Annotated in this window: 20 protein-coding genes; 10 read left to right on the plus strand and 10 right to left on the minus strand. The window is 70.2% G+C overall.

The annotated features are described in order from the left end of the window. Positions 1–786 precede the first annotated feature (786 nt). Both AB0881_RS14155 and AB0881_RS14160 read right to left on the minus strand, forming a co-directional pair. A complete protein-coding gene (locus AB0881_RS14155) occupies positions 787–1,707 on the minus strand; it encodes a hypothetical protein (protein ID WP_366617099.1) in 921 nt (306 codons plus the stop codon). Next, positions 1,707–2,411, minus strand: coding sequence for a GntR family transcriptional regulator (locus tag AB0881_RS14160; RefSeq protein ID WP_366617100.1), 705 nt, complete (start codon positions 2,409–2,411; stop codon positions 1,707–1,709). Before AB0881_RS14160 ends, AB0881_RS14155 begins: the two co-directional genes overlap by 1 nt. Before the next feature lie 163 nt (positions 2,412–2,574). Here AB0881_RS14160 and AB0881_RS14165 point away from each other — a divergent pair, with 163 nt between their 5' ends. Beyond that, positions 2,575–3,108, plus strand: coding sequence for a YbhB/YbcL family Raf kinase inhibitor-like protein (locus AB0881_RS14165; RefSeq protein ID WP_366617102.1), 534 nt, complete (start codon positions 2,575–2,577; stop codon positions 3,106–3,108). A gap of 354 nt (positions 3,109–3,462) precedes the next feature. On the opposite strand, the gene AB0881_RS14170 is transcribed toward AB0881_RS14165, so the two are convergent. Further along, positions 3,463–3,888: a MarR family transcriptional regulator gene (locus AB0881_RS14170; protein ID WP_366617104.1), complete on the minus strand. Its 426-nt coding sequence runs from the start codon at positions 3,886–3,888 to the stop codon at positions 3,463–3,465. 82 nt (positions 3,889–3,970) lie between these two features. Here AB0881_RS14170 and AB0881_RS14175 point away from each other — a divergent pair, with 82 nt between their 5' ends. The 3 genes from AB0881_RS14175 (at position 3,971) to AB0881_RS14185 (ending at position 6,732) form a co-directional block, all read left to right on the plus strand. Next, positions 3,971–4,798 carry an SDR family oxidoreductase gene (locus AB0881_RS14175; RefSeq protein WP_366617105.1) on the plus strand — a complete coding sequence of 276 codons (828 nt, stop codon included), beginning with the start codon at positions 3,971–3,973 and terminating at the stop codon, positions 4,796–4,798. 197 nt (positions 4,799–4,995) lie between these two features. After that, positions 4,996–5,832 carry an alpha/beta hydrolase gene (locus AB0881_RS14180; RefSeq protein WP_366617106.1) on the plus strand — a complete coding sequence of 279 codons (837 nt, stop codon included), beginning with the start codon at positions 4,996–4,998 and terminating at the stop codon, positions 5,830–5,832. 9 nt (positions 5,833–5,841) lie between these two features. Then, positions 5,842–6,732, plus strand: coding sequence for a helix-turn-helix domain-containing protein (locus tag AB0881_RS14185; RefSeq protein WP_366617107.1), 891 nt, complete (start codon positions 5,842–5,844; stop codon positions 6,730–6,732). Here AB0881_RS14185 and AB0881_RS14190 read toward each other — a convergent pair. From AB0881_RS14190 to AB0881_RS14200, 3 genes are read right to left on the minus strand one after another with little or no spacing between them, the layout of a single operon-like run. Further along, positions 6,720–7,226 (minus strand): HPP family protein, encoded by a 507-nt coding sequence (locus AB0881_RS14190; RefSeq protein WP_366617108.1) that lies wholly within the window; start codon positions 7,224–7,226, stop codon positions 6,720–6,722. The two genes, AB0881_RS14185 and AB0881_RS14190, sit on opposite strands and share 13 nt — an antisense overlap. After that, positions 7,223–8,143: a pyridoxamine 5'-phosphate oxidase family protein gene (locus tag AB0881_RS14195; RefSeq protein ID WP_366617110.1), complete on the minus strand. Its 921-nt coding sequence runs from the start codon at positions 8,141–8,143 to the stop codon at positions 7,223–7,225. The genes AB0881_RS14190 and AB0881_RS14195 overlap by 4 nt, the downstream gene beginning before the upstream one ends. A gap of 33 nt (positions 8,144–8,176) precedes the next feature. Continuing rightward, positions 8,177–8,638, minus strand: a complete 462-nt coding sequence (locus AB0881_RS14200) for a VOC family protein (protein WP_366617112.1) — start codon at positions 8,636–8,638, stop codon at positions 8,177–8,179. 120 nt (positions 8,639–8,758) lie between these two features. On the opposite strand from AB0881_RS14200, the gene AB0881_RS14205 reads away from it, so the two are divergent. Beyond that, on the plus strand, positions 8,759–9,331 hold the full coding sequence (locus AB0881_RS14205; RefSeq protein WP_366617114.1) for a CGNR zinc finger domain-containing protein: 573 nt from the start codon (positions 8,759–8,761) through the stop codon (positions 9,329–9,331). 464 nt (positions 9,332–9,795) lie between these two features. Here AB0881_RS14205 and AB0881_RS14210 read toward each other — a convergent pair whose 3' ends face one another. Then, positions 9,796–10,041 carry a hypothetical protein gene (locus AB0881_RS14210; protein ID WP_366617116.1) on the minus strand — a complete coding sequence of 82 codons (246 nt, stop codon included), beginning with the start codon at positions 10,039–10,041 and terminating at the stop codon, positions 9,796–9,798. After that, complete coding sequence (locus tag AB0881_RS14215) at positions 10,034–10,285, minus strand: hypothetical protein (RefSeq protein ID WP_366617117.1); 252 nt, start codon at positions 10,283–10,285, stop codon at positions 10,034–10,036. Before AB0881_RS14215 ends, AB0881_RS14210 begins: the two co-directional genes overlap by 8 nt. A gap of 95 nt (positions 10,286–10,380) precedes the next feature. Here AB0881_RS14215 and AB0881_RS14220 point away from each other — a divergent pair, with 95 nt between their 5' ends. From AB0881_RS14220 to AB0881_RS14230, 3 genes are all read left to right on the plus strand, one after another. Further along, the gene (locus AB0881_RS14220; RefSeq protein WP_366617118.1) at positions 10,381–10,980 is read left to right on the plus strand and encodes a TetR/AcrR family transcriptional regulator; all 600 of its coding nucleotides are present in this window, start codon (positions 10,381–10,383) and stop codon (positions 10,978–10,980) included. Between the two features lie 268 nt (positions 10,981–11,248). After that, positions 11,249–12,277, plus strand: coding sequence for a hypothetical protein (locus AB0881_RS14225; protein ID WP_366617120.1), 1,029 nt, complete (start codon positions 11,249–11,251; stop codon positions 12,275–12,277). 219 nt (positions 12,278–12,496) lie between these two features. After that, positions 12,497–12,973, plus strand: coding sequence for an AbfB domain-containing protein (locus tag AB0881_RS14230; RefSeq protein ID WP_366617121.1), 477 nt, complete (start codon positions 12,497–12,499; stop codon positions 12,971–12,973). Positions 12,974–12,989: 16 nt separating this feature from the next. Here AB0881_RS14230 and AB0881_RS14235 read toward each other — a convergent pair whose 3' ends face one another. Beyond that, positions 12,990–13,373, minus strand: a complete 384-nt coding sequence (locus tag AB0881_RS14235) for a helix-turn-helix domain-containing protein (protein ID WP_366617122.1) — start codon at positions 13,371–13,373, stop codon at positions 12,990–12,992. 22 nt (positions 13,374–13,395) lie between these two features. Between AB0881_RS14235 and AB0881_RS14240 the strand changes: the two genes are divergently transcribed. Next, positions 13,396–13,656, plus strand: coding sequence for a hypothetical protein (locus AB0881_RS14240; RefSeq protein ID WP_366617124.1), 261 nt, complete (start codon positions 13,396–13,398; stop codon positions 13,654–13,656). Between the two features lie 119 nt (positions 13,657–13,775). On the opposite strand, the gene AB0881_RS14245 is transcribed toward AB0881_RS14240, so the two are convergent. Continuing rightward, a complete protein-coding gene (locus AB0881_RS14245; RefSeq protein WP_366617125.1) occupies positions 13,776–14,156 on the minus strand; it encodes a DUF5997 family protein in 381 nt (126 codons plus the stop codon). A 54-nt stretch (positions 14,157–14,210) separates the two neighbouring features. On the opposite strand from AB0881_RS14245, the gene AB0881_RS14250 reads away from it, so the two are divergent. After that, positions 14,211–14,900 carry a LysR family transcriptional regulator substrate-binding protein gene (locus AB0881_RS14250; protein WP_366617127.1) on the plus strand — a complete coding sequence of 230 codons (690 nt, stop codon included), beginning with the start codon at positions 14,211–14,213 and terminating at the stop codon, positions 14,898–14,900.

Genomic DNA, 14,900 nt, shown 5'->3' on the forward strand with positions numbered 1-14,900 from the left:
CGAATTCTCGGACAGGACGTGTCAGAAAGCACGTGGAAAGAAGCCGGCTAGAGGCCGGTGAGTGCATGGTTAGAGCGCGGAAAGCACGCGGAAAGAGGGATGAGCAGCAGGGGTTACGGTGTATTGCGCCCAGCGTTCGAGATGGGGGCGGGTAGAGAGCTCAATGGGTTGTTTCTCTGCTGCGGCCTGTCCCTATCTCACCGATGCGCGGCGGCACGAGGAAATGGTCACGGCCTCGGGGCCATGCGTCCGGCAGTGTGAGACGGGAGGTACGCCACCCGCTACCCGGTGGACACAGCGTTCTGGGACCTGTCGCACCCTGGACCCAGGCCACCATGCACGCCGTCGAACGCTGGGCACTGCACCGTCACGAGCAGACGTAAGGGCCCAGGATTGCCTCGGCTCGTCCCGGCAGCGGCCAGGAGCAGCAGGCCGGCGACAGCCTCAGGCGCCAGCGCCCATCACAGATGAGACAGTCTCAACCGCGACGAATGCGGCACTCCTGATTACAAGCTGAGCGTGGCCTTGACGCGGGTCGGCAGGATCGACGTAGGTGATGTCGCCGCGTGCGTCGGCGTGCGACTTCGGCTGAGGGCCTCACCATCGTTGCCATCGTCGGCCTTCTCGGCGGCCGCCCGTGCGGCGAGGCTGTGGCATTCGCCTTGGCCTGCGACGGCTGAAACCGCGTCCCGTCGGCCTCTGGGAGGAGAAGCCCTGCCATGCCCTCTTGGCCTGGAGGTCGCCCCCGCCTGGCCGTGGCCGAGCGGGGGCGTCCGGGCCGGGTGGTCAGCCTTTGCCGAAGAGCGCCGCGGGGAAGGCGCCCGCCGTCCTGAGGGCCGCGGTGAAGCCGCCGGCCAGTTCGGTGAGGCGGGCGGTGGCGGCCGGGCCGAGGTGGTCGTACGGGGCGGCGTCGAGGTGGTCGGTGAATGCCTCGGCTTCGCCGCGCAGGGCCGCGCCCGACTCGGTGAGGTCTCCCGCCTCGTCCAGGAGGCCGCGCTCGCGCAACCGGTCGCGGGCGGCGGCCCACTGTGCCGCGGACCAGCCGCGGGTCTGCATGAACACCGCCGAGGTCGGTGCCCTGCCGGTGGCGTTGTGCAGGACCAGCGCCTGGAGTCCGGACAGGCCGGCGATCGCCAGGGCGGCGAGGTGGCCGTCCCCGCGGTGCTCGCGCAGCAGCGTCGCGGCGTGCCACAGGGCCAGGTGCGGTTCGCCGGGTACGGGGAGGTCGGCGTTCGCGGAGTACAGCGGCCGCGCCTCACGGTGGCCCGCCTCGGCGGCGCGCAGCGCCAGTTCGGCCGCTTCGGCCATTTCCTTGGAGGCGACGGCTTCGGTGCCGAGCAGCCGCCGCAGCGTTCGGTCCGCGCCGCGCAGCCGGGCCGCCAGCACCGCCTCCGGTGCGGCGATGCGCCACGCGGCCGGAATGTAGCGCCGCACATGCCGGTGGTCGAAGTTGTAGAAGGTCGCCGTGACGGTTCCCGCGTCGACCGCCCCGAGCGGGGCCGCGCGGCCCGCATAGTAGGCCATGGGTCCGCGCTCCAGTCCGAGCGCGGCGAGTTCGTCCTGCTGCTCCGGGGCGAAGTACACGCACGAGTGCAGGGGCGCGACGGCGTCGTGGCAGCGGCGGCCCGCGGTCGCCTCGAGCGCGTGGCCGGACGCTCCGGTGCCGGGGGACACGGGCACCGGCCGGGCCGATTCAGTGAAGAGCATCAGGCTTCCTTCCCAGGTTCGTGGTCGGGGCAGCCGGTCAGTCCGGCCGCGGTGAGGGTGAGGTGCAGCGTCAGGACCTCGGCGGCGGTGTCGGCGTCGCGGGCCAGCGCCGCCTCCTCCAGCCGGCGGTGCTCGGCGACGGCGTCGCGGTCGGGCACGCGGAGCGCCGACAGGCGGCGGGCCAGCTCGCTCGCGGTCCACAGCCGGTCGAACGTCTCCAGCAGGACGGGGTTGCCGCACCCGTCCAGCAGGGTGCGGTGGAAGACCCGGTGGGCCTCGGCCCATGCGTCGCTGTAGTACTCGCCTTCCTGCGGCATGTGCGTCGGGGTGCGGGCCAGACGGTGCTGGGCGGCTCGTACGCGGGCCTCCCAGTCGAGGTCCCCGCGCTCGATGGACATGCGCAGCATGGCGGGCTCGATGGTCCGGCGGGCCTCGGCGATCTCCTGCCAGCGGCGGTCGGAGAAGGCGGGGACGGCGAAGCCGCGGTTGGGCATCCGCTCGGCGAGGCCCTCGCCGACCAGCCGCACCAGCGCCTCGCGCACGACCGCCAGGCTCACACCCTGCCGTTTGGCCAGGTCCTGCGGCTTGAGGGCGGTACCGGGGGCGTGCTCGCCGTGCATGATCGCGTCCCGCAGGCTGGCGTGGACCTGCTCGGAGAGCATCTGCTTCCCCGATGAGGCCGAGGAGTGGATCGTCTGACTCATGGCACCATCATAGACGATCTGCTTAATAATCGATTATTAGTGTTATGGTCGATCTGTGGCGGACGGGAGACGACGACGGCGTCCCGCGCGCGCCGGGCCCCGGTGATCGCCGTTCCCCGTCGACCCGCCGCCCTCACGCACGACTCGAAAGGAACACCCTGATATGACTGCCAACGACCCCTTCGCCCGCCTCCCCGAGGCGGCGTCCTTCACCGTGACCAGCGGCACCGTCGCCGACGGTGCCGCCTGGCCGCCCGAGCAGTACTCCTCCGGCGTCCCCGGCGGCAAGGACACCTCCCCGCACCTGTCCTGGAGCGGTGCCCCGGAAGGCACCAAGAGCTACGCCGTCACCGTCTACGACCCCGACGCCCCCACCGGGTCGGGTTTCTGGCACTGGGCGGTCGCCGACATCCCCGCCACCGTCACCGAGCTGCCCGAGGGCGCCGGCGACGACGCCGGGTCGGGCCTGCCCGAAGGCGCCTTCCAACTGCCCAACGACGCCCGGCAGGCCCGCTTCATCGGCGCCGCCCCACCGGCCGGGCACGGGCCGCACCGCTACTTCGTCGTGGTGCACGCCCTCGATGTCGCCTCCATCGGCGTCCCGGCCGACGCCACCCCGGCCCTCCACGGCTTCGCGATGGCCGGCCACATCCTCGGCCGCGCGGTCCTGACCGCCACCGCCGAGACCCCCGCCTGACCGATCGGGACGGGCCCCGCCGCGACCGCGACCGGGGCCCGTCCTCCTTGCGCCGATGAGGGTCACCGGCGGACGAAGACCACCGTCCGCGCGCACGGCGACGGCGCCGTCCGGCCCCGCCCGCGGCATCTCCATCGATCGCCGGCTTGAACGGATCCGGCCACGACCGCCGCGGCGGCATCCGCTTGCGCGGCTTAGGCCACGCCGAGGCCGGCGCCTCTCACACCGTCCGCCGACGCACTCCATATTCGTGCGCCAACCCGCGGACGCCCATGCCCGCCGGCCGCACGTCCCGCCGGATCACGGCGAGCAGCGGAATTTGCATGGGTGCGGTTCCGTCTGAAGGCCGCGGCGCTAGCGCCGGCCGGGCCGGAGGGCGCGGTCAAACAGGGCTGTGAGCTGCTGTAGTTCGCGGGGGGTGAGCGTCGCCAGCGGATTGCCCTCCAGGGCGGTTCGGACCACCTCGTCGCGCACCCGCCGGCCCTTGTCGGTCAGGACCAGGACGCGGGAACGGCGGTCGGCCGGGTCCACGGCGCGTTCCACCAGGCCCCGGTCGACGAGTTGGTCGGTCACGAAGGTCAGGTTCGGGGCGTTGCAGTGCATGCGCTCGGCCATGGCCTTCATCGAGGGGGGCCGCTCGGACGGGTCGATCACCCACAGCGCCTGGAAGGTGGCCGGGGTCAGGCGGTGCTCGGTCAGTGCCGGCCCGACCAGGTCGACGGTCCGCATCCAGATGTCATAGGTCGCGGCGAGGGCCGTGTGAAGGTCGGGCGTGGTCATGCCGCCATCGTAGCGATGTTTCGAGCGTCGAAGGATCGTGCTAGCGTCGGTATTTCGAGACTCGAACTATTAGGAGGCTTCCGTGCGGGATGGCTATCGCGGCGTCACGGCGCTCGTCACCGGTGCGTCCAAGGGGCTGGGGCGTGCATACGCCCTGGAACTGGCCCGCCGGGGAGCGCGGGTGATCTTGCTGGCCCGTTCGGTCGGCGACCTGCGGGAGCTGGCAGCGCACATCCAGGAACTGCACGGCGGCCCGGAGGTCGAGGTGATCGCCGGTGACCTCGCCGCCGCCGACGGCCCCGAGCGTGTCCTGCGGGAGTTGCGCGACCGCGGCCTGAGCGTCGACCTGCTGCTCAACAATGCCGGTATGGGCAGTGCGGGCCCGTTCCTGACCCGTCCGCTCGAGCCGCAGCTGCGTTCGGTCGCGCTCAACGTCGGTGGCCTGCTCGCGCTGACCCACGCGATCGGGACCGAAATGGTCGCCCGCGGTTCCGGCGGCATCATCAACGTGTCCTCCACCGCGGCCTTCCAGCCCATGCCCTACCAGGCCGGCTACGCCGCGACCAAGGCGTTCGTGCTCTCCTTCACCGAGGCACTGGCCGAGGAACTGCGCGGTACCGGCGTCCACGTCATGGCGGCGCACCCCGGTGCGATCGCGACCGGCTTCTTCGACGGCACCTCGGCCACGATCCCCCCGGTCGCCGACACGCCGGCCACCGTCGCGGCCGACACCCTCGACGACTACGCCCGGCGGCGTGCGGTGTCCTACCCGGGCCGGCGCGCGAACCGGGCCATGACCTGGCCCGCGCGCCTGCTGCCGCGCACCGTCGCCGCACGGGTGGCCGGCGCGTTCAACCGTCGGCTGGGCCTGCACGAGGTCGTCGATATCCCTGGAGGCGCCTCCTCGTGAAGGACCTGGCCGAGCAGGCGTCTTGAGCGTTCGGGCGCTGCGGATGGGGTCGTCTTCCGCCGTTCGTGGCGGACGCGACCACGATGGGCTCATCGTTTGAGGAGCCGGCGCGGCGGGAGGCCATGGTCTGGGACGGCGCCCTGGTCCGGAACATTTGTACAAGACCGATGGCCGACCGCCGGTGCATAGTCGCCTGCATGAGAGTCGACGATGTCGAGCACTCGCGGCGATTGCACGTGGTCCACGACGGAGAACGCCAGGCGCCGCCTCTGCTGCTCATCCACGGATCGGGGGCCTCGGGCAGCACTTGGAACCCGGTGGTTCCGGCCCTCGCGGCCCGGCATCACCTCATCCGGGTGGACCTGCCGGGCTGCGGCCAGTCCCCGCCCGTGCCGTCGTACGACGTGCCCGAGCAGGCGGGGCAGGTGGCTGCGATCCTCGACGACCTCGGGCTTGATCACATCACCGCGGTCGGGCACTCCAGCGGCGGCTACGTCGCCACGTCGCTTGCGGAACAGCGCCCTGACCTGGTGAGTTCACTCGCACTGATCAGCAGTGGCCCGAGTCCCGACGCGCTCCTTGCGCAGCCCCTCCCGCTCCGGGTCCTGATGGCCCCGCCGCTCGGGCCGCTGCTGTGGTCGAGGCGATCGGACGCGATGATCCGCAAGGGGATGAGCGCGGTGTGCAACCTCCCGGTGGACATCCCGGACGAGGTCGTCGCCGATGCTCGGGGCATCACGTATCGCACGTTCAGGGCGGTGCTGCGCCGCAACGGCGCGTACATCGCCGAGCGGAGCGTGCCCGAGCGCCTCGCCGCACTGGACATCCCGGTGCTGGTGCTCTTCGGTGCCGCCGACCGCCGGTGGGAGCCGTCGTCGGCGCATCAGTACGACGCTGTGCCGAACGCCCGCGTCGAGCAGGTGCCCGACGTCGGGCACCTGCCGATGTTCGAAGCGCCCGAGACGACCAGCCGGCTGCTGCTGGACTTCGCGGAGACGACCGCCGACACCCTGGCCAGGGATCGCCGGGCATAGTCTGATCACATGCCGTCGCCCGGTGCACCGTTCGACTGGACATGGGTGGACGTCGCGGTCCCGCGCCGGCCGGGTCGGCTGCCCGGGGTCAGTATGGCCGGGTTCCGCCACCGCGTTCCCGCACCCGTGGACATCGCGATGGTGGCGCACCCATCGGTCACCCTGGTCCTCGACCTGAGCGATGAGGGGGCCATCGCCTGCGACGCCGCCGGGCTGCGGCTGCGCGGCAGTTTCGTCGCCGGGCTCCTCCCGGGCCGCCTTCGGGTAGGGGGTCAGAACGGCGAGTGCCTGCAGATCCGGCTGTCACCGGTCGCGGCAGCGGCCGTTCTGGGGGCATCGACCGAGCTCACCGGCACAGTGGCGGCCCTGGAAGATGTCTGGGGCCGCGATGCCGGGCGGATCGAGGACGAACTGCGCGCCGCGGCGTCGTGGGACGAACGGTTCACCATCGCGGTCGATATCCTCGGCCGGCGGCTAGGTGCCTGTTCGCCGGTCGATCCCGAGGTCGCCCACACCTGGCGACGGACGCTCACCAGCCGGGGACGGTTGCGGGTGGACGGCCTGGCCGACGAGGTCGGCTGGAGCCGCAAGCGCCTGTGGTCGCGCTACCGGTCCCAACTCGGCCTCACCCCCAAACGCGTCGCCCGGCTAGTGCGCTTCGACCATGCCGCTCACCTTCTCGCCGCGGGCCATACCGCCAGCCGCGTCGCCACTGAGACCGGCTACGTCGACCAGTCCCACCTCCACCGCGAGATCAATGCCTTCGCCGGGCTCACCCCCACGGCCGTGGCCGCCGCGCCATGGCTCGCGATCGACGACGCCGCGTGGCCGACTTCATCGTCCGCACGGAACTCGGAAGAGCATGGCGTTCGATGTCCGTCCTCGAATCACCACCAGTAGGACGGATAGCCGCGGCGTGTGGCGATGACGCCGACGGCGACGATGACGGACGTGGCCAATGCCAGAAGGAGCAGGAACGTCACGGGTTCCGGCCCGGTCAGCACGACGATGACCGCGGTGGCGGCGGCAGGGGAATGGGGGGCGCGGGCCAGGGCCATGGCGCCGATGGCGAGGGCGCCGGCGATGGCCGCCGTCCAGAGCGTCCACCCGCCGACGGCGATGGCGCAGAAACCGACCAGCGCGGAGATGAGCTGGCCGCCGATGACGTTGCGGGGCTGCGCCAGCGGCAGGGTGGGCGCGGCGAACACCAGGGCGGCGCTTGCGGCCAAGGGCGGCACCAGGACCGGGCGGTGCAGAACGTGACCGATCGCGACCAGGAGGGTGAGCGCGACGGCACCGGCCGCGGTCGCGGACACGATGACGGACGCGGCCGGACGCGCCGGTGCCCTGCCGATCAGCGCCTGGGCGACGTCGTTGCGGGCGGTGGGGATCACGGCGCTTCCCCGGCAGGGCGAACGGGCGGATTGAAGCGGGACAAGACCGGCTCGCTCCACCGCAGCGGGACGGCGTCCGGAATCTCGATGACCTCGGTGATGGTGAACTCGACCAGCCGTTCGGCGCCGGGCACGGCGGCGGCGCGTGCGGGTTCCCAGTCGGTGTGCGCGGTACCGGTCAGCTGCAGGACGGCGCCGGTGCGCCAGTCGAGGAACAGCAGCCCGGCCCGGGGCTGGACCTCCAGGTTGCCCAGGGTGTTGAACATGGCGTTGCCGACGTAGTCGGGCCAGCGCAGCGCGGTCGGCGACACCGCCTCCACGAAGCCCGGGGCACCGCCGCGGTGGGAGGCGTCGGCGTTGCCCTCGCGATCAGAGGTGGCGATGAAGAAGGTGTCGGCACCGGTGATCCACTCTCGCTGCTCGCCGCTCAGGGAACGAGACCGCCGCGGCCGGCCGGGAGAGGTCGGCTCCCAGCGCGATTCGCGCTTCTGGATGTACTTGGGGCAATTGGAGTACACCTGGTCGAGGGCGATGCGCAGGCCGTCGGCGGTCGGGACGGCGCGGCCGTTCATCCGCATCCGCCTGTGCCGGGACGGTTCGATCGCGAGCATGCCCACCGGTGCCGGCTCGGTGAGGCGGTCGCGCAGCGGGTCGTGCGGTCCCGTGCGGGCGTCGATCGTGATGGTGCGGGCGTCGTCGGCGCGCAGGAATCCGGGCGGTCCGGTGAGCGGCGCCGCCCACATCCGTCCATCGCCGTCGGCGGCGCCGAGCACCACCATCGGCTGCTGGGCGAGGAATCTACGCGCCACCTCGGGGATCTCCGCGCGGATGGCGCGGCCGGAGAACTCGCCCTGGTCCAGCAGGCCGGCGCGCCGCTGGGCGGCCCGTTCGCCTTCGTGGTAGACGTCGGCCGCCACAGCGGCCTCCTCTCGTCGAGAGATTGCCGAGGACTAGAAGAACCCGCAGGTGGGGGCGGATCCGCTCGGGGCGGGAGCGGTGTCGGCTCCGGCGGGCGCGTAGATCTCCAGCCGGATCCCGTCGGGGTCGGTGAAGAAGATCCCGCCGGAGGAGGCGCCTTCGCCGTGCGGGACGACCCCGTCATGGACGAACCCGGCGCCCAGTTCGCGTAGCACCCGCTCGGCGGCCTTGACCTCTTCGACCGTCTCGACCTGGAACGACAGGTGGTGCAGGCCCGCCGTCCGGGTCTGGAAGGCGGCGTCGCTCTGCTGCCACAGGGTCAGCATCAGCCGTCCGTCCCGTCCCAGGAAGGCCCAGCGGCGTCCGTCCTCCTTGCCCTCGGCCTGCACCTCGAGCCCGAAGACACGCTCGTAGAAGGGCAGGGACCGATCGACATCGGTCACGTTCACGCCCACGTGCCCCGTCTGCAGGGCCTTGATGGCGACCGTCTCCATGACACACCTCGTGATCCCGGGCGATCTCGCCCGACTCGACCTAACCGGCTAATGAAACATAGAGGGTTAGATCGTGATCGTCAACCGGCTAAGTTGCGATAGCCGGATAGAATCAGGGGCGTGCAGGCGAAGGATCGATCCCAGCGGCTGGTCGCGGCGGACCCGCGTCCGCTCATCGGCGAGCCGCTGTGCCTCGATGTGATCAACACGCGATGGGTGGACGGCGGCGTCCATCGCGATCTGCTCGACTCCACCGGCGGACTGGCCGTCTGGCTGCACTCGGCCGGGCTGGACGACCGCGCGACCGCCGACCAGGCGACGCTCGACGCCACCGTCGAGACTCGCGGCATCCTTCTCGAACTCGTGGAGCGGCGCTCAACCCCCGAAACGGCGGAGGCGCTCAATCGGATCCTCGCGCACGGGGCGCTGCACCCCAGGCTCGGTCCCGACGGCCCGGAGAACCATCCGCGGACCGACGATCCCGCATGGCTGCCGTCCTGGCTCGCCGCCGCCGACTACCTGCGGCTTCTGGCCGACAGCCCCGGCCGCATCAAACCCTGCGCGCACCCCGACTGCGTCCTGCACTTTCACGACACCACCAAGAACGGCACCCGCCGCTGGTGCTCCATGGCCATCTGCGGCAACCGCGCCAAGGCCGCCCGCCACTACGAACGCAGCAAGACCGGACCGTGACCCCCGGCCGTGGCTCCTGGGAAAGGTTTGATCGCGAATGGGTTCTGGGCCCGCCGACTCGGTGCGAGTCCCGCCCTGCCCACCTGCGCCGCCGGGCGGGCGCCTTGCTCAAGGACTGTCACTCAAGGCTTTCGCTGAGGACGGCGGCGAGATCATAGGGGTCCTCGGGACCCAGGTGAGGCGCGTGTACTGAACGGACGGTGAAGCGGTTGCGCGGGGTGGCCGCGTCCGCTTCGGCGATCATCCGGTCCTGGAGGGCCGGCGGGATGGCCCGGTCTCGGGTGTAGCGGATGTATGTACGCGGAATCCGGCCCCAGGTCGCCGGGTTGCCGCGGGCGTCGCCGGTGGAGACGGCGACCGCTTCGTCGGGTTCGAAGGCGTTGAGGGCAGCGAGGAACGCCGCGTCGCTGTAGTCGGCCAGCTCGGTGTCAGCCGTACCAACTGGCGCTCGGCGGACCCCGAGTTCATCGCCGCCGCCAAGGCCGCCCTGGCGAGGAGTAGGCGTTGCCGTTGGCGCCGTGCACGATCACGATGGTCGGCCGCTTGCCGAGACCGGCCGGAGCGGCTGCGGCCGACGTACCGGCGGCCGAGGGCAGGGCACTCGCACCGCCCGTACCGGCCAGGACCGTCGCCGCCCGCAGCAACTGCCGGCGCTGGAGCCGTCCTGGCCGTTCCCCGGCGGGCGAAAAGGCGTTTCCCGGCTCAGGCACGGGCCCGCTCCCGCCTGCGCGTGGCGTGCCAGACCAGCGCCCAGGCGAGCAGCACGGCACCGGCGGCGCCGAGCAGCAGGTCCGTCCACTGCGGCAGCCCGGCTGCGCGCGCCAGGCCGGCCACACCGAAGCTGGAGTCCCACAGCGACTGGGTGACGGCCGATCCGAATCCCTGGACGAACAGGAGCGCGCCCAGGATCCAGCGGGCGCTCTGGCCGTTCGAGCCCGGTCGTCGTGACGTCATGCGAACACCCCTTCTCGACACCATCGGTCGTTCCGATGCGCTTGCATCGGAACCTAGCATCGTTCCGATGCAATCGCATCACTTAGACTTCGGAGGTGCCTAGACAGGTGGACCACGACAGCCGACGCCGCCAGATCGCGCAGGCGGTCTTCGACCTCATCAGCGAGCGCGGCATGGAAGGCGCCACCCTGCGCGACGCCGCGGAACGGGCCGGGGTGTCCATGGGAGCGGTGCAGCGCTGCTTCTCGACCAAGGAGCAGATGGTCGCCTTCGTGATGGAGTACATGAACCGGCGGATCACCGAACGCGTCCAGGCCCAGGTCCCCGACACCGCCGATCCCGCGACGGCGATGACGACGCTGGAACACACCCTCGCCGCGACCTTGGCGCTCGACCCGCCGAGCCGGGCCGAGACCCGCGTCTGGCTGGCCTTCACCGCCCAGGCCGCCCTGGACCCGGCGCTGGCCGCCGCCCAGCGCGAGCAGTACACCGGCCTGGCCGAACTCATCGCGCTGCTCATCGGCGCCGCACAGACCCACGGCCACGCCCGCCCCGACCTCGACGCCCACCAGGAAGCAGGCGCCCTGATCACCCTCGCCGACGGGCTGAACATCCAGCTACTGCTGGGCCGGCACACCCCTGACTCCGCACGCAGCGCTCTGCACCACCGGCTCGTCCCTCTTCGGGTCGGCTAAGTCGTCCGGCTGCACCGACCCCGCTGACCAGCGACGGATACGGCGCGTCCAGGCCGCTCCCCCAAAGCGCCCTGCCGATTAAACCGTTGCTGATAGAAATGTCGTTGTGGTGACAGAGCAGGCAGTTCGCGAACGAATCGATCGTCTTCGTGCCGTTCTACCCCAGGAGATGGGCCACAGGTGGTACCTGCCGCCCGGACGGACGACCGACCTTCCAGTCGGACTGCGCCAGCTCTATGAGATCACTCATGCTCCGCGGATCGGAAATGTGAGATTCCACGAGCCCGACGATATCGACACCGCTGCCGACGACTTCCGCGAATGGCGTCTGCGCGTGGAAGACCCACGGAAGTGGCTGTGTTTCGCGAAGTGCTTCGAAGCGTTGATCTACGTCCATGCGGACACGGGCACGGTCGCCACGGTCAGCGCCTGGGACCTCAAGGCCGGACGGCTGCGGCTGCGTCCGCTGGCCGGCAGCGTCCTCGACTTCTTCGCCGAGTACGCCATCGGGCCCAAGCATCCCATCATCCTTGAGGACCCGGCCGCGCAACCGCTCCTGCCGACCGCGGACGACGAATGGATACAGTTCCTGCTGACGCACGGCTTCGTCACTCAGGCCGAGCTGACCGAGTTGGGGGAGCAGTGGGCGGCTCAGTACGTCCCGCCTCTCACCCCACAGATCCCGGACGCGTGGAGGCGGGGCCCGGCAAGCGACCTGGAACGGTCGCTCCGCCGCAAGGTCGCGTTGCTGGAGAAGGTCGACCAGCGGGCTCTCCAATCCACCGGAGCCATCGACGACTGGAACCTGAACCATCTCGGGTTCGGCGTCGACCCCGGTATCGAACTGGTCCGCATTCCCGAACCGACCGAATCGCTGTATCGCGTGGTCAAAATGCTCGGCCCGGCGACCCTGGGCCCGATCCAGCTGCACACCGAAGATCGGATCATCGACCAGACCGGAACGCTGCCCCGCCGGTTGGCCAAGCTGGGACTTGATCCCGACGACGCGCACCACTGGTTCGATATCGGCACGTACCACCTCAAGGCCGCACTCCTCCTCCACCGCGTGACCGGTCAGATCGCGGGCCTGGAACCCTCCCCCTCGAACCGGCTCCGGCCGTTGCACGACGATGTCTTCGGGTTCATCGACGAGTACGGCCTCGGCCTACGGCATCCCGAGCTGTGCTACAACCCTCGTAGCCGCCCCCAAGCCACGGCCGCCCGGCAGTGGCTCGACTTCCTGCGCCTCTTCCACGTGCTCGAAACCACCGATCCGGACCAGCCGTCCACAGAGTGACGGGCACGTTGGCCGGCTCTGAGTCCCGCTGCTCCCCGCGCCTGGTGTTCATGCCCTTGGCGGCGCATGATGGAGGTAGTGCTATCACGCGTACGGACGCTGGAAAAGTGACAGACTTTCGGCTCCCACGCTCGCCCGAGGTAGGGGCGCCGTCGATGCCGAGTCGGGCATTCCAGTACGCCAGAAACTGAAATGTACGCATCATGAAACGGGGGAATCATGGCTGCGCACAAGCTTTCACTTTTCTCTAACAACCTTCCCGATTTCTTCATCATCGACCACGGCGGACTCGTCGACATCGCCGAGATCAAGACCGAAGAGGATCGCCGCAATGCCACGTTCCAGTGGACCGGCCGCAACCTGAACTTCGGCGAGCAGGGAATGCTGGTGCGAGCAGTCGCGCCGCCGGGATTCTGCCTGCACATCGCGACATTCGACAACTTCCGCATACATAGCAAATTCTTCACCGGGATCACGGATCCTCAGGTCAAAGCCCAGGTAATCGAGGAATCGACGTACGTCCTCGAGCCGGCGGAAATCGACCCGAACCAGGCCTCGTTCCGTTCCGTCAAGTTCCCGGATCGATTCATACGGCACAGGAACTTCGAACTCTTTGCCGAGCGAGTGGCGTCCCCTGGCGAGCTTCAGGATGCATGCTTCAGGATCGCCCAGCCACTACACCCGGAGGATTTTTAGGCATGCCGGTGAGCGACTAGCTCGCCGGGTGGGACGGCGCGGAGGTGAGCGTGTCCCAGGCGGCCATCGCGCATGTGATGACCGCTTCCAACTCGGCACGGGTGGCGCCGTCGCGGGCTTGTATGGAGTGGCCTTGCACCACGGTGGTGTAGTAGCGGGCGATGGCGTCGAGGCCGGCGGGTGACACGGTGAGGTGTTCGTGCAGCGCGCGCCGGGGCGGCTCGCCTGAGGTCGTGCCGTAGAGCCCCATGACCCTGCGGAACAGCTCTTCCTTGCTGCCGAAGCAGGCGTAGATGCTGGCCGAGGCGATCCCCATGGCCTGCGCGAGGTCGTTGAGCGAGGTCCCCTCGTAACCCCGCTCCCAGAACAGGTCCAGCGCCTGGCGCAGGGCACGGATCACCGGCCGGGTCGTCGTCTATGGCGTGGCAGGCGGCGAAGCCGCGATCACCAACTGGGAACTGGTCTACAAGCACCAGCTCCACCTCATCGGCCTGAACACCGGCACCCTGATCCTGGCGGCACCGCAGATCTTCGGCGAGGTCATGGGCCAGCTGTTCTCGCTTCTCGCGGCCGGGGTGCTCGGTCCCGGCCGACCCACCGTGTACGAGCCGGCCGAGGGGCCGAAAGCCCTCGCGGAACTGGAAGCGCGGGCCACCATGGGCAAGCTGGCACTGCTGCCCTGAGCAGACCACGACGCCCGCGGGCGGCCCCGGCTTGGCGGCGATGTCAGGCCGCAGCGTGCTTGGTGTCGCCAACCGATGCGAGCGCCGCGGCGGCGGACCTCGATGGGCCAGAGGTGAGATCAGGCCTTGGCGCGCTGCTTGAGGCGGAGTTCCTCTTCGCGGACTCTGGCTTGGACGGCTCGCTCGCGTCCCAGCCAGTCGGGGTTCTCGGCCTTCAGGTCCTCGATCTCGGCTGTGGTGAGGGGGCCCGTGATGCCGCCGCGGGCCAGACCCGAGATGGACACGCGGAGCTTGGCGGCGACGACCTGGCGGGGGTGGGGGCCCTCGCGGCGCAGGTCGGTGAGCCAAGAGGGCGGGTCAGCCTGGAGCGCGTTCAATTCGTCCCGGGAGACAGGTCCTTCCTGGAACTCGGCCGGCGCTGCCGACAGCAGGATCCCCAGCTTCTTGGCCGCGGTCGCGGACTTCATGGTCTGCGGGGTTTTTGCTTTGGACGTGCTCATGGCCTCAAGCGTAGCCACGGAAAGGAACTGCCTGGACGTGACTAGGCTGAGGAAGTGACCAATGGTGAGTTCCGGCTGGCCTACGTACCGGGGGTAACGCCCGGCAAGTGGGCCGGGGTTTGGGCCGAGCGGGTGCGGGATGTGCCGCTTCGGCTGATGCAGACACCCGCCGCCGACATTGTCCCTCTGCTGCGGGAGGGTGGTGTGGACGCGGCGTTCGTACGTCTGCCCGTCGACCGCGAGGCCCTCCATGTCATCCCGCTGTACCTGGAGACGACCGTGGTGGTGGTGCCAAAGGATCACGCGGTCGCCGCGGTGGAGGAGGTCGAACTCGCCGATCTCGCCGACGAGGACGTGTTCGAACCGCTCGACGAGGTCCTGCCCTGGGACGGCTCCCGTCCCGGGCAGCCCGCCTTCACCCGGCCTGAGAGCACCGCCGACGCGATCGGGCTGGTGGCGTCGGGGGCCGGCGTCCTGCTGCTCCCGCAGTCTCTGGCCCGCCTCCACCACCGCAAAGACCTCACCTACCGCACCGTGACGGACGCCCCTCAGTCCCAGATCGGCCTGGCCTGGCTCGAAGCCGTGACGACCGACCTCATGGAGGAACTGATCGGCATCGTCCGCGGCCGCACCCCCAATAGTTCGCGCGGCCGCAATCCGCAGCAACAGCCCGCCGCCCGTAAGAAGCCACCGCGCCAGCGCTCCACCCCCAAGCGCCGCCACCAAAAGCGCCGCCGGACGTAG

Source organism: Spirillospora sp. NPDC029432 (assembly GCF_040703975.1).
In the GTDB taxonomy this organism is placed as follows: domain Bacteria; phylum Actinomycetota; class Actinomycetes; order Streptosporangiales; family Streptosporangiaceae; genus Spirillospora.